Source organism: Microbacterium maritypicum (assembly GCF_041529975.1).
Classification (GTDB): domain Bacteria; phylum Actinomycetota; class Actinomycetes; order Actinomycetales; family Microbacteriaceae; genus Microbacterium.
The window spans coordinates 3,858,572-3,871,334 of record NZ_CP168030.1; the positions used below are offsets into that span (position 1 = coordinate 3,858,572).

Genomic DNA, 12,763 nt, shown 5'->3' on the forward strand with positions numbered 1-12,763 from the left:
CAATATATTGCGAGGCCTCAGTCGGCGGCGAGACGCTCGATGCGCGCGACCACTCCCGCGCGCTTCGGCGATCGCGCCGGAAGCATCTCCAGGGCGAGGCGCAGCGCCTCGGCATCCCCCTGACCCTCCGGGATCTCGGCGTAGGCGAGCAGAACGTCGAGGCTCGCCTCCGACAGCATCGCCTCGTGCAGCGCCGCGCGCACCGATTCGCGGAAGTCCTCGACCCCGGGAGACGTCGACTCCGGCAGCACGGGTCCGCGATAGGCGGTGAGCGCCACGCGGTGCGCGCCGCGGTCGAGCAGGGAGAGCACATCGTGCGCATCCGTGTCGAGGGCGACGGGCAGCCGGTACGGACGCGACTCCGGAACCAGGTCGGGGGCCGTACGCTCGAGCACCTTTCGCAGACGAACCATCTCAGGCCGCAGCGTGTCGGGCGAGACGCCGGAGCCGTAGACGAGTTCGCACAGCCGCTCGGCAGAGAGCCCCTGACGATGCACGGCGAGCATCAGCAGGATGGCGGCGTGCCGCGCGCTGAGCTCGATCATCGATTCGTCGTGCGCCGACTCCGTCTCCAGCCGCGCGCGGTCCCGTCCGAGCACATGCAGCGTCGCCCGGGCGGTCACGGGGGTGCGCGGCTTCGAGGTCGTCGGCCTGTTCCGGGGGGCCTCGCTCCGTTCCCGCAGCCGCGCGACCATCAGCTCCGATTCCACGGCACGGGCGGTCGCATCGACCAGCAGCCGCGCCTGCGGCGAGACGACATCCGGGCCGCCGGTGATGTCGATCACACCCAGCACCCGCTTCGTCTCCGGGTCGCGCACCGGTGCAGCCGTGCACGACCACGGATGCACGAGTCGGTTGTAATGCTCGGCGCCGCGGATCTGCACGGACTGGCCGAGAGCGAGGGCGGTGCCGGGCGCGCTCGTGCCGACGGCATCCTCCGACCAGTTCGCGCCGGCGACGAAACCCATGTCGTCGGTGAGCGTACGCAGCTGATCGTCGCCCTCGATCCACAGCAGGCGCCCGGCCTGGTCGCCCACCGCGATGATCACGCCGGTGTCCTCGGTCTCGCCGGGCAGAAGCAATGCGCGGATCATGTCCATGGCCGATGCCAGCGGATGCGCGAGACGGTACTCGTCGAGCTCATCGCTGACGAGTTCGAGCGGCGGAGCGGCCTCGGGCCCGACCCTTCGCCGCCACGACCGCTCCCACGACTCGCGCACGAGGGGTCGCACCGCCTGCAGCCTTCGGTCTTCGAGGTTGCCGGCCAGCAGTTCCTCGTGCGCGCGCTCGACGATCAGTCGCGATGTCGCCGGAAGCGACTCGCGGGATACCTGCCACGGCGCAGACACAGCGGTCTCCGATCGTCGAAGATGTGCGTTGACTCAGTGTATGAGCAGCACGCCCACGAGGGAACACCCGCCGTGTCAGCGGATGAGCCCCGCGACCAGGTCGTCGATCACGTCGTCGGTGGACGTCTCCGGATCGATCGGCGTGGTCAGCCTGTCGAGCAGCAGCCCATCGATGGCGTAGTGGAACAGGGCGATCTCGCGGCGTCCGCCGGGGAGGCCGGCCGCGGCGTTGAACGCGACGTCGCCGTCGAAGCCGGCCCGCTGCCAGGCGCCGAGGACCGCGGCGACCTCGGGCCGCCGCCCGCCATCGAGCCTCAGCTCGAACAGGGCGAGCGTCACGTCCCGATCCTCGGTCAGCCGTCGCACGATGTCGCGGATGTAGTCGGCGAACAGCGCGGGACCGGGCTCGGCCGTCGCGCGTCGCTCCAGATCTTCGGGCGCGGGTGCGAGGCGCTCCCCGATCCGCTCGACGAGTCCCTCGATCAGGGCATCGCGGCTGCGGAAGTAGTTCGAGGTCGTGCCCGTCGGAACCTGCGCGGCGATGTCGACCGCGCGGTGCGTGAGCCCGCGCGAGCCCTCTCGGGCGAGCACCGTGAGTCCGGCATCCGCGATCGTCCGTCGCCGGGAGTCGTTCTTCGCCATGACATGAGACTAGCGCAATCACTACGTCTGTTGTACTGTAACTGCTACATCTGTAGTGATTGGATCATCATGCGCGAACTCGTGTACTACGCCGCCGTCACCCTCGACGGCTACATCGCCGGGCCGAACGGTGAATTCGACGCCTTCCTCATCGAGGGAGACCACATGGACGGGATCAACGACCGCTTCGCCGACACACTCCCCACCGTCGCGGCCGAAGCCCTCGGCATCGCCCAGACGCGCGAGGTCTTCGACACGGTGCTGATGGGCTGGAACACCTATCAGGTGGGCGGCCTGCCCAGCCCGTACTCGCACCTCCGCCAGATCGTGTTCAGCCGCACGAAGACCGCCGAGGCCGAGAACCTGGAGGTCACGGCCGAGGATCCGGTCGAGGTGGTGCGGCGGCTGAAGCAGGAGGACGGCGCCGACATCTGGCTCTGCGGAGGCGGCGCTCTCGCCGCATCGCTCGCCGACGAGATCGACCGGCTCGTGCTGAAGCGGCAGCCCCTGCTCTTCGGATCGGGCATCCCGCTGTTCGGCGAGCGCCCGTATCGCCCCGAACGCTTCGACATCGTCGAGACGGTCGCCTACGAAAGCGGGGTCGTCTTCACCGAGCTGAAGCGTCGTCGCGAGGCGTGACGCGGCCGCGGACCGGGTGCTAGCATTCTGCTGTCAGGAGGCAGACATGGCAACCGTGACCATCCGCAATCTCAGCGATGACGTCGTCGTCGCGCTCAAAGAACGTGCCCGGCGGAACTCCCGCTCGATGGAGGCCGAGGTGCGAGATGTGCTGACGCGCTTGGCGCAGGGCGATGAGAGCGGGCTCGAGGCGCAACTCCAGCAGCGGGTGCCTCGGCCACGACGGTGGTCGGTCCCCTCGAGCGAGGTGATGGCGAGGGTCGATGCGAACCCGTCGACTCCGGAACAGGACAAGATGCGGGAGGAATGGCTGGCCGAACTGGAGGCCGACCGCAAGAACCCGTTCTTCCTCGACTCCTTCAGAGATCCGTGGGAGAAGCCGTGATCCTTCTTGACACGAACGTCCTCATCCGGCTCGATGCCGTCCGATTGCCGCCGGCTGACGTGGCGCTCAGTGCAATCGCGTACTCCGAGCTGCAACTCGGAGTCGAGCGGGCGACAGATCCGGTTCTCCGTCGCCGTCGACGCAACGAACTGATGCGGTTGTCGGCACTGCTCGAAGCCGACTGGCTTCCGTTCGATCAAGCCGCCGCCGATGGCTACGCGCGCCTCGCGTCACGGGTGATCCTGAACCGTCCCGCCCACGCCCGGAGTAAGGACATCATGCTGGCCGGTCACGCCTACGCGCTCGGCGCCGCTGTCCTCACGTTCAACCCGAAGGACTTCGAACTCGTGTCCGACGAGGTCGAGATCATCGTCCCCGAACTGCGCTGACGCCAGAAATCAGCCCCGCGCGGCCCACCACTCGCGCAGCCGCTGCTCGACGACATCGGGACCCAGCACGCCCTCGTCCAACCGCAGATCGAGCAGGAACCGGTACGCCTCGCCCACCTCACGGCCTGGCGCGATGCCGAGCACCTGCTGGATGCGGTTGCCGTCGATCTCCGGACGGATGGAGTCGAGCTCCTCCTGCTCGCGCAGCGCTGCGATGCGCGATTCGATGTCGTCGTACGCGCTGGCCAGGCGTCCGGCCTTGCGCTTGTTGCGCGTGGTCACATCGGCGCGGGTGAGGATGTGCAGGCGCTCCAGCAGGTCACCCGCGTCGCGCACGTACCGCCGCACTGCGGCATCCGTCCAGGTGCCCTCGGCGTAACCGAAGAAGCGCAGATGCAGCTCGATCAGCGTGGCGACGGCATCGGTCGTGTCGGTGTCGAACCGCAGGGACTGCAGGCGCTTGCGAGCCATGCGCGAGCCGACGACGTCGTGGTGGTGGAACGTCACCACGCCACCGGGCTCGAGCTTGCGCGTGCGCGGCTTGCCGATGTCGTGCAGCAGCGCGGCGAGGCGCAGCGGCACATCGGGGGCGGCGCCCGGATGCCGGGAGTGCTCGAGCTCGATCGCCTGGCTGAGCACGGTGAGGGAGTGCTCGTAGACGTCTTTGTGGTGGTGGTGCTCGTCGACCTCGAGGCGCAGTTCGGTGACCTCGGGGAGGAACTCGTCGATCAGGCCGGTGTCGACCAGCACCCGGATGCCGCGCACCGGATCGTCGGTCTGCATGAGGCGCACGAGTTCGGACTGGATGCGCTCCGGGCTCACGATCTTGAGGGTCTCGCGCAGTTCGGCGATCGCCTCGGCCGTGGCCTCCTCGACCCGGAATCCGAGCTGGGCGCTGAAGCGGGCCGCACGCAGCATCCGCAGCGGGTCGTCGCCGAACGAGATCCGCGGGTCGGCCGGGGTACGCAGGATGCCGGCGATGAGGTCTTCCACGCCGCCGGTCGGATCGACCAGCTTCACGGCGGGCACCTGGAGCGCCATGGAGTTGACGGTGAAGTCGCGGCGCACGAGGTCGCCGTCGATCGTGTCGCCGAACTCGACCGTGGGCTTGCGGGTCACGCCGTCGTAGCTGTCGGCACGATAGGTCGTGATCTCGACCTGCTCGCCCTGCACGCGCGCGCCGATCGTGCCGAACGCGCGCCCGATGTCCCACTGCGCGGTCGAGATCGGCGTGACGATGGCGAGGATCTCGTCGGGCGCGGCGTTCGTCGTGAAGTCGAGGTCGTGCGTCGCCCGACCCAGCAGCGCATCGCGCACCGGGCCACCGACCACAGCCAGGTCGAAGCCGGCATCCGCGAACGCCGTCGAGAGGGTGCGGACGACCGGGTTCTCGGCGAGCGCACCGAGACGGGCGAGGCCGTCAGCCATGTTGAGCATGGGTTCCAGCGTACCGGGATGGGCCGGTGGGGCTTCGGCAGGTACCGCCCACACCGTTCACCTCCCGGTCGCCCGAGGGCCAGCCTCCCGTCACCCGACACCGATGGGGTGGAGGGGCCCCGTGCGGCTGAGCACGGAAACCCACCCCCATGAAGGACTGACATGACCTCCCCCACCCCTGCGGTGCGCTGGCGGCGTCACGGACTGACGTCCGTCGCGCTCCTCGCGCTGCTCGGCGGCGCTGTCGTCGCCCCCGCGGCCCTCGCCGCCCCCGAGCCCGAAGTGCCGACCGGCTCGCTGATCACCGGCGACACCGCCTGGCACTACCTCGACGACGGATCCGACCCGTCGCCCGCACCGGCCGCGCTCCGTGACTGGACGCCCCCGGCGTTCGACGACGGCAGCTGGAAGACCGCTCCCGGCTCGTTCGGCGCGAAGAACGGCAAGCTCGGAGCGGTGGGCCCGCAGACGCCGAAGACGCTCCTGAACCACTACCTCGACGGCGTGAAGGCGCCGACCGTGCCGACGTACTTCTTCCGCACGACGTTCGAGCTCGAGGCGGGAGTCGCCGAGCAGGTCGCGGCGCTGCAGAGCACGATCACCTACGACGACGCCGTGATCGTGTGGATCAACGGTGAAGAGGTCGCCCGTTACGTCGACGGCCGCATCACCGACACGAAGAACGTCGAGTACGCCGGCGACTCCAACGGCGACCCGCTGACGACCACGTTCAGCGCCGAGGGCGACCTGCTGCACGACGGCACCAACACGATCGCCGTCTCGCTGTTCCAGGACCGCGAGACCAGCTCCGACATCTACTTCGACATGTCGTCGCTGACCCTGGTGGAGGCATCCGACCCCGGCACGCCCGTGATCGCGCCGCCGACCCGCGTCATCCTGACCCCGACCGAGCAGCCGGCCATCTCCCAGGCGTTCTCGTGGCTCGCGGGCGACGCGTCGCACACGGTCGGACACGTCGAGATCGCGCCGACCGCGGGTGGCGACGTCCGCACCGTCGACGCGTACGACGCCGGTGTCGTGAACGGCAACCCGAACAAGCACTTCTCGGCGACCGTCACCGGTCTCACCGCGGCGACCGAATACCGCTACCGCGTCGGCCTGCCCGGCAGCTGGAGCGACTGGTACGAGTTCCGCACGGCCGACCCGAAGGCGACCGACTTCCAGTTCATCTACTACGGCGACGCGCAGATCGGACTCGACACCACGTGGCCGAGCGTCGTGAAGCAGGCGGAGGCCAACGCTCCGCGCTCGATCGGCTCCGTGCACGCGGGCGACCTGATCAACAAGTCCAGCAACGAGGACGAATGGGTCAACTGGTTCAAGGGTATGAAGGACTCGGCCGTGCGCACCAACGTGATGGCCGCCCCCGGCAACCACGAGTACTCGGGCGACAAGCTGCTCACCGCGTGGAAGGCCGCTTTCGAGTACCCGCACAACAACCCGTCGATGAGCTCCATCGGCGAACTGGCCGATCTCGCCAAGGGTGACACCGAGGTCGCGGCCCAGTACCGTGCTCTCTTCGAGCACTGGAGCGCCTTCGCCGCCGAGACCGCGTACTACACCGACTACCAGGGCGTGCGCTTCATCACGCTCAACGCGACGCGCGACGCGACCTTCCTCACCCCGCCGGCGCTGCCGTCGTGCACGAGTGCCGACTGCCCGATCGCCCAGGGCGAGGAGCTGTGGATCCGCTTCCAGGGCGCCTGGCTCGACCTGCTGCTGCAGAACAGCCCGTCGAAGTGGAATGTCGTCACCTTCCACCAGCCGGTCTTCTCGGCATCCGAGGGTCGCGACGAGCCGAAGCTCCGCGCCGACTGGGTCCCCGTGTTCCAGCGCAACGACATCGACCTGGTGCTCATGGGCCACGACCACACCTACGCCCGCGGCTACGTGAACACCGATGCGACCGAGACGCCCGGCATCACCACCGGCCCGGTCTACGTGGTGTCGAACTCCGGCGCGAAGCACTACGAGCTCGAGACGCCGGAGAAGAACGTCTGGACCAACAACGGCGCCACCCAGGTGCTGCGCGGCCAGGGCGTCACCACCTACCAGGTGATCGACGTCTCGAAGAATCAGCTCGTCTACCGCTCGTACCTGGCGGAGAAGCAGCCGGATGCCACCACCGACCTCCCCGTCGGAGCCGTGTACGACACGTTCACGGTGACGAAGTCGGATGCCGGCGAGAAGTGGGTCACCGAGAAGGGCGTCACGCCTCCGGTCACGCCGGAGCCCGAGGTTCCCGCCGAGATCGAGCTGGGCGCGGCATCGGTCACGGCCGGCAGCACTCTCGCGGTCTCGGGCAGCGGCTTCGCGGAAGGAGCCGAGCTGCGACTCGAGCTGCGCTCCGACCCGGTGCAGCTGGGCACGGTGACCGCCGGTGCGGACGGCTCGTTCCAGCGCACGGTGACGATCCCGGCCAACACCCCGGCCGGGGCGCACACGCTCGCCGCGATCCTGCCCGACGGCACCGAGGTCACGGCCTCCGTCACCGTCACCGCGGTGTCCGGCGGCGGAGCGGTCACGCCAGGTGACGGCTCGGGCGGTTCGAGTGGCGCGGACGGCGACCTCGCCACCACGGGTGCCGACAGCGTCCCGTACATCGTCGCAGCGGTCGTGCTCCTCGCGGCGGGCCTCGGCCTGTTCGCGATGCGCCGCCGTCGGCAGCACGCCACGGTCGAGGTGACCGAGGCCGAGTAGTCCGCAGCATCCACGGGCGCCGTCGGGGTTTCGACCTCGGCGGCGCCCTTTTACCGCGCACAGATCTCCCATCGGTAACGATGCAGATTGCGCTCGCTGCGCGTCAGACCCCTCCCCCGCGCTCACCCTAGGCTCGTGCCATGCACCGTCGCTCCCGCCTCGTCCTCGCTTCCGCTGCCGCCGTGCTGCTGGGATTCTCGCTCACCGCCTGCACCCCCGCGAGCACGGACGGATCAGCCTCCCCGTCACCGACGTCATCGCCCGCCGATTCTCCTTCCGCCACCCCCACGCCGGCTGACCGCATCGTCGAGATCTCCGTCGACGGGCTTTCGGTCGACAGCGGACCCGTGATCGCGTACGACGACTCGGAGGGTGCTGTCGCCGCCCTCACCGATGCATTCGGATCGGCACCGATCGAAGGTCCGGTCGAGGGTCCCTATGGCAGCGTGTACGCCGGGTTCGATTGGGAAGGAACGAAAGCGACGGTCCGAGAGCCGCGTATCGATCTCGTCGTGTCGGCGGATGCCCCCGGCGTCACGTTCCGCACCCCGGAGGGCATCGGCATCGGTTCGACGCGCGCCGAGGCGATTGCCGCGGGAGCCGTGGACGGGTGGGATGAGGACGGCGACGGCACCGCCGACTATCTCAGTATCGGCGTCCGAGAGGTTCCCGGCACGTCGTCCCTCGTGAATCCCGGTGAGGTCGGTGTGGAGTACATCGACCTGAAGATCACCGACGACGCCGTCTCACGCCTCAGCACTGGCGGCAACGACTTCAGCGACATCTGATTCGAGTCCACGGGTCAGGGCTGGCGAGCAGCCGACGACCTAGGTCACCAGCCTGACAGTCGGGATGGCGAGGACGCCGGACGTCAGTCGACGACGAACAGACGCGCGCCGGTCTCGGTGCTCGAGCGATGGGCATCCATGTCCGTGCCGACCTGATAGCTCTCCCCGGCGTGCAGAGTGAAGGTCCGACCGTCTTCGAGCTCCGTCTCGAGGGTGCCCTCGACGACGAACAGCACGTGGCCGCGCGAGCACCAGTGGTCGGCGACGTAGCCCGGCGAGTATTCGACCATGCGGATGCGGGTGTCTCCGATCTGCTGTGATCGCCAGACCGCCTGCCCCGTGATTCCCGGGTGGACGGTGGGTTCGATCTCTGCCCAGGTGGTGGTGCTGAAAGCGTGTCCGGGAAGGTTCATCGGTTCAGTATGGGTCATCGGCGACGCTCCACTCTGCCGCGCCGAGGAGACCACCGACGCCTCAGCGCGTGCCCGGACTGGGATAACCTTCCACCGAGTCCGTCCCGCTGAAGGAGAGCCCGTGCCCGCGAACGATGTGATGGCCGACGAGACCGATCGGATCGTCGCCGCGGCCCTGCAGGTGAACGGCCGTGCGTCGTGGGGAGAGATCGCCCGCGTGGTCGACCTGCCCGAGCGCACCGTCGCCCGTCGGGGCCAGCGGCTGCTCGATCGCGGACTGGTCCGCGTCTCCACCTACGTCGACCCCGCCCGCGTGCTGCACGCCCGCGCGGTGCTGTTCCGCATCACGACCGAGCCGCACGCCCTGTGGCATGTGGCGCGCACCCTTGCCCGCCGCGCGGACGCCTCGTCGGTCTCGGTGCTCGAGGGCAGCAGCGACATCGCCGGCATGCTGCTCCCCCACGACGACGCCTCCATCCGCGAGCTGCTGTTCACCGACTTCCCGGAGCTCGAGGGCATCGACTCGATCAACGTCACCACTGTCCTGAAGTTCTTCCGCTCGGGGCACGACTGGCGTGCGGGCGTACTGACCGACGAACAGGCCCGCATGCTCGACGAGTCGTCCGGCTCGGAGGTCGACCCCGCCGACTCCCTCAGCGACGACGAAGAGGCTCTGATCCGACTCCTCCTGAAGGACGGGCGGATGCCGGTGGCCCAGCTCTCCCGCGCCCTGGGCCTCAACGTCACGACCACGCGCCGGCGCATGGAGTCCCTGAGCCGCCGCGGACTGATGCACCCGCGCACCGAGGTCGTGCCGAGCCTGTTCGGTCTGGGACTCGAGGCTCTCGTATGGCTGCGCGTGCCGATGGCCCGCCTCGAGAAGGTGGGCGCGGCCCTCGCCGCCGCCCCCGAGGTGAAGTTCATCGCGGCCACCACCGGCACCTCGCAGCTGCTCGCCAATGTGCTCGTGAAGGATGCCGACGAGTTCTACCGCTTCCTCACGGGCCCGGCGGTCGCGGGGCACGAGGGCCTCGAGGTCGTGGAGTCGCTCGTGGTGATCACCCCGGTGCTGCGCGGCTCGCTGATCGTCGACGAGGCCCCGGAGGCGCTGGCGAATGACATGCCGACCGGCGCCATCCGCCTGTAGGCCGATTCTGTTACTGGCATGTAACGAAATGGCGAGATCGTTCTTAATGGCTTGACCTAGTGGCGAAATAGGGCGAGTATCCTCTCCAGGGCCATCACCCCTGGAGAGGATGATCGTGTTCACGGCTACTGGAGACGACTGGGCGGATCGCGCGGCGACGCTGCCCCTGCACACGCGCATGTTCATCGACGGCGCGTGGGAGGCGGGCTCGGCCGAGCCTCTGACTCCCGTGAGCCCGCGAGACGGTCGTGCGCTCCCGCCGATCACGGCCGCCTCTGCCGGTGACGTCGACCGCGCCGTCCGCTCGGCCCGCGCCGCTTTCGACTCCGGCGTCTGGTCGCGCATCGCGCCCCGTGAGCGCGGCCAGCTGCTCATCGCCTTCGCGCAGAAGATCCACGACAACGCCGAGGAGCTCGCCCTCACGATCTCGCTCGAGATGGGCAAGCCCATCCGCGAGGCCCTGCAGACCGAGCTGCGCGCGGTCGTCAACTGCTTCCGCTGGTACGGCGAGGCCGCCGACAAGGTGCTCGACGAGATGCCGGTCACCGCGCCGAACAGCCTCGCCCTCGTGACCCGCGAGCCGGCCGGAGTGGTCGCCGCCGTCGTGCCGTGGAACTTCCCGCTGACGATGACCGCGTGGAAGCTCGCCCCCGCCCTCGCGGTCGGCAACAGCGTCGTGCTCAAGCCCGCCGAGCACACCACCTTCTCCGCGCTGCGTCTCGCCGAGCTCGCGGTCGAGGCCGGGATCCCCGCCGGCGTCCTCAACGTCACGCCCGGCACCGGCCAGGTCGCCGGCCGCGCACTCGGCGAACACCCCGACGTCGACGTGGTCACCTTCACCGGCTCGCCCGAGGTCGGCCGGAAGTTCCTCGGCTACTCGGCCGCGTCCAACGGCAAACGCGTCTGGCCCGAGCTCGGCGGCAAGACCGCGAGCCTGGTGCTGCCGGATGCCGACCTGGAACGGGCCGTGCGCGCCACCGCCGACGGCTGCTTCTACAACCAGGGGCAGATGTGCACGGCATCCTCCCGCCTGCTGGTGCCGCGGGCTCAGCGCGACCGCGCGCTGGAGATCGCGGCCGAGGTCGCGCGCACGAGTCTCCCCGCCGACCCTTTCGACGTCGGCACCTCGATGGGCGCGATCGTCAGCGAGCGGCAGCTCGCGGGCATCGCCGGATTCGTCGAGCGCGCCCAGGCCGAGGGCGCTGAGCTCGCCGCCGGCGGTGCCGAGCGCTTCCGAGCCGTCGACGGCGGCAGTTACTTCGCCCCGGTCGTGCTCGGAGTGACCCCTCAGCACGAAATCGCCCAGCGCGAGGTCTTCGGACCCGTGCTGTCGGTCATCGCATACGACGACGTGGAAGACGCGCTCGCGATCGCGAACGGCACCGAGTTCGGTCTGGCCGCCGCCCTCTGGAGCACCGACCTCAACGCCGTGCACACCCTGTCGCGGCGCCTGCGCGCCGGAGTCGTCTGGGTCAACTGCTTCGAGGAGGGCGACATGACGATCCCCTTCGGCGGCGTCAAGGGATCGGGTTTCGGCCGCGACAAGAGCCTGCACGCCCTGGAGAAGTTCACCGACCTGAAGACCACCTGGATCGAGCTCTCGTGACCCGCCCGTTCATCGGCATCACCACCTGGCGCCGGTTCATCGACACCGACCTCGGCAGCGGCCGTCCGGCGCACAGCCTGGGCACCGAGTACGCGGCACCCGTAGAGGCCGCCGGCGGCGCCGTGGTGCTGCTGCCACCGACCGCCGGCGTCGACGAGGTGCTCGACCGTCTGGACGGGCTCGTCCTCTCCGGCGGAGAAGACGTGCACCCCTCGCGCTACGGCGCCGCGCCGCAGGAGGGCAAGAACTACGACCCCTCGCGCGACGGCTACGAACTCGCGCTCGCCCGCGGAGCCCGTGAACGCGGTCTGCCGGTGCTGGCGATCTGCCGCGGCCTCCAGGTCAGCAACGTCGCCTTCGGAGGATCGCTGATCGTCGACATCCCGACGACCGCTGACCACCAGCCCGTGCGCGGCGCCGACCAGCAGCTGGCGGCACGGCATCCGATCACGCTCGCCGAAGGCAGCCGTCTCGCGGCGCTCTACGGCACGCGGAACCGCGTCGTGAACACCATCCACCACCAGTCGATCGACGTCACCGCGCCCGGCCTCCATCCGGTCGCCTGGGCTCCGGACGGCATCGTCGAAGCCGTCGAGGCCGACGACGACTGGCCCTTCTGGGCGGTGCAGTGGCACCCCGAGAAGATGATCGCCCCCGATGAGGCCGCAGAGGAGATGCCGCTGTTCGCGGCGTTCGTCTCGGCCGCCCGTGAACGCGCAGCGGAACACCCCGCTGCAGAGAAAGGAACACGATGACCAAGCAGGTCTTCCTCGAGTACGAGAACGGCGTCCGCGCCGTCGCCACCCTGTTCGAGGACCTCGCCCCTCGCACCTGCGAAGCCATGTGGGGTGCGCTGGAGAAGCCGGTCACCATGCAGGCCATGCACGCGATGTACGCCGGACCCGAGGTCATGGTCGGCCTTCCCGAAGAGGCCCAGAACTTCGACCCCGAGAAGGTTCCGTTCGAGAACCAGCAGGTCGTGCCCGCACCGGGTGACCTGCAGTGGTACTGGCAGCGTCCGATGCAGATGGGCGGCCTGCCGTTCGAGTGGTACGAGATCGGAGTCTTCTACGATCGTGGTGCCCGTACTCTCGGCCCGCTCGGATGGACACCCGTCAACATCTGGGGCGGCATCACCGAAGGACTCGCGGAATTCGCCAAGGAGAGCGCCGCGATCCGCATCGACGGAGCGAAGCAGCTCACCATCGGACGCCTGGTCTAAGGCGTTCACTCAGTGCTGGACCCAT

General features: G+C 69.2%; 13 protein-coding genes. 9 read left to right on the forward strand and 4 right to left on the reverse strand.

Annotation, left to right across the window (positions count from 1 at the left end; genetic code table 11):
• Positions 1 to 17: 17 nt before the first annotated feature.
• Together ACCO44_RS18750 and ACCO44_RS18755 are read right to left on the reverse strand one after the other, a co-directional pair.
• Positions 18 to 1,349 carry a GAF domain-containing protein gene (locus tag ACCO44_RS18750; protein WP_029264240.1) on the reverse strand — a complete coding sequence of 444 codons (1,332 nt, stop codon included), beginning with the start codon at positions 1,347 to 1,349 and terminating at the stop codon, positions 18 to 20.
• A 75-nt stretch (positions 1,350 to 1,424) separates the two neighbouring features.
• Positions 1,425 to 1,991 (reverse strand): TetR/AcrR family transcriptional regulator, encoded by a 567-nt coding sequence (locus ACCO44_RS18755; protein WP_372467751.1) that lies wholly within the window; start codon positions 1,989 to 1,991, stop codon positions 1,425 to 1,427.
• A 69-nt stretch (positions 1,992 to 2,060) separates the two neighbouring features.
• Between ACCO44_RS18755 and ACCO44_RS18760 the strand changes: the two genes are divergently transcribed.
• The 3 genes from ACCO44_RS18760 to ACCO44_RS18770 are packed head-to-tail and all read left to right on the forward strand — an operon-like array spanning position 2,061 to position 3,404.
• Positions 2,061 to 2,630, forward strand: coding sequence for a dihydrofolate reductase family protein (locus ACCO44_RS18760; protein ID WP_372467752.1), 570 nt, complete (start codon positions 2,061 to 2,063; stop codon positions 2,628 to 2,630).
• A 46-nt stretch (positions 2,631 to 2,676) separates the two neighbouring features.
• Complete coding sequence (locus tag ACCO44_RS18765) at positions 2,677 to 3,015, forward strand: hypothetical protein (protein WP_262002404.1); 339 nt, start codon at positions 2,677 to 2,679, stop codon at positions 3,013 to 3,015.
• Positions 3,012 to 3,404: a type II toxin-antitoxin system VapC family toxin gene (locus tag ACCO44_RS18770; protein ID WP_262002405.1), complete on the forward strand. Its 393-nt coding sequence runs from the start codon at positions 3,012 to 3,014 to the stop codon at positions 3,402 to 3,404. The genes ACCO44_RS18765 and ACCO44_RS18770 overlap by 4 nt, the downstream gene beginning before the upstream one ends.
• Before the next feature lie 9 nt (positions 3,405 to 3,413).
• Here ACCO44_RS18770 and ACCO44_RS18775 read toward each other — a convergent pair whose 3' ends face one another.
• On the reverse strand, positions 3,414 to 4,841 hold the full coding sequence (locus ACCO44_RS18775) for a CCA tRNA nucleotidyltransferase (protein ID WP_372467753.1): 1,428 nt from the start codon (positions 4,839 to 4,841) through the stop codon (positions 3,414 to 3,416).
• 162 nt (positions 4,842 to 5,003) lie between these two features.
• Between ACCO44_RS18775 and ACCO44_RS18780 the strand changes: the two genes are divergently transcribed.
• Entirely contained in the window at positions 5,004 to 7,562 is a 2,559-nt protein-coding gene (locus tag ACCO44_RS18780; protein WP_372467754.1) for a fibronectin type III domain-containing protein, read from the forward strand.
• Positions 7,563 to 7,702: 140 nt separating this feature from the next.
• Positions 7,703 to 8,350, forward strand: a complete 648-nt coding sequence (locus ACCO44_RS18785; RefSeq protein ID WP_029264231.1) for a hypothetical protein — start codon at positions 7,703 to 7,705, stop codon at positions 8,348 to 8,350.
• 83 nt (positions 8,351 to 8,433) lie between these two features.
• Here the strand turns inward: ACCO44_RS18785 and ACCO44_RS18790 are convergent, their stop codons facing one another.
• Positions 8,434 to 8,763, reverse strand: a complete 330-nt coding sequence (locus ACCO44_RS18790; RefSeq protein ID WP_372467755.1) for a DHCW motif cupin fold protein — start codon at positions 8,761 to 8,763, stop codon at positions 8,434 to 8,436.
• A gap of 121 nt (positions 8,764 to 8,884) precedes the next feature.
• On the opposite strand from ACCO44_RS18790, the gene ACCO44_RS18795 reads away from it, so the two are divergent.
• The 4 genes from ACCO44_RS18795 to ACCO44_RS18810 all read left to right on the forward strand — a co-directional run bounded on the left by ACCO44_RS18795 (position 8,885) and on the right by ACCO44_RS18810 (position 12,738).
• The gene (locus tag ACCO44_RS18795; protein WP_029264229.1) at positions 8,885 to 9,910 is read left to right on the forward strand and encodes an Lrp/AsnC family transcriptional regulator; all 1,026 of its coding nucleotides are present in this window, start codon (positions 8,885 to 8,887) and stop codon (positions 9,908 to 9,910) included.
• A gap of 109 nt (positions 9,911 to 10,019) precedes the next feature.
• Positions 10,020 to 11,516: an aldehyde dehydrogenase family protein gene (locus ACCO44_RS18800; protein WP_372467756.1), complete on the forward strand. Its 1,497-nt coding sequence runs from the start codon at positions 10,020 to 10,022 to the stop codon at positions 11,514 to 11,516.
• Positions 11,513 to 12,271, forward strand: a complete 759-nt coding sequence (locus ACCO44_RS18805) for a gamma-glutamyl-gamma-aminobutyrate hydrolase family protein (protein WP_181156360.1) — start codon at positions 11,513 to 11,515, stop codon at positions 12,269 to 12,271. The genes ACCO44_RS18800 and ACCO44_RS18805 overlap by 4 nt, the downstream gene beginning before the upstream one ends.
• Positions 12,268 to 12,738 (forward strand): DUF3830 family protein, encoded by a 471-nt coding sequence (locus ACCO44_RS18810; protein WP_017829890.1) that lies wholly within the window; start codon positions 12,268 to 12,270, stop codon positions 12,736 to 12,738. The genes ACCO44_RS18805 and ACCO44_RS18810 overlap by 4 nt, the downstream gene beginning before the upstream one ends.
• Positions 12,739 to 12,763: the final 25 nt, after the last annotated feature.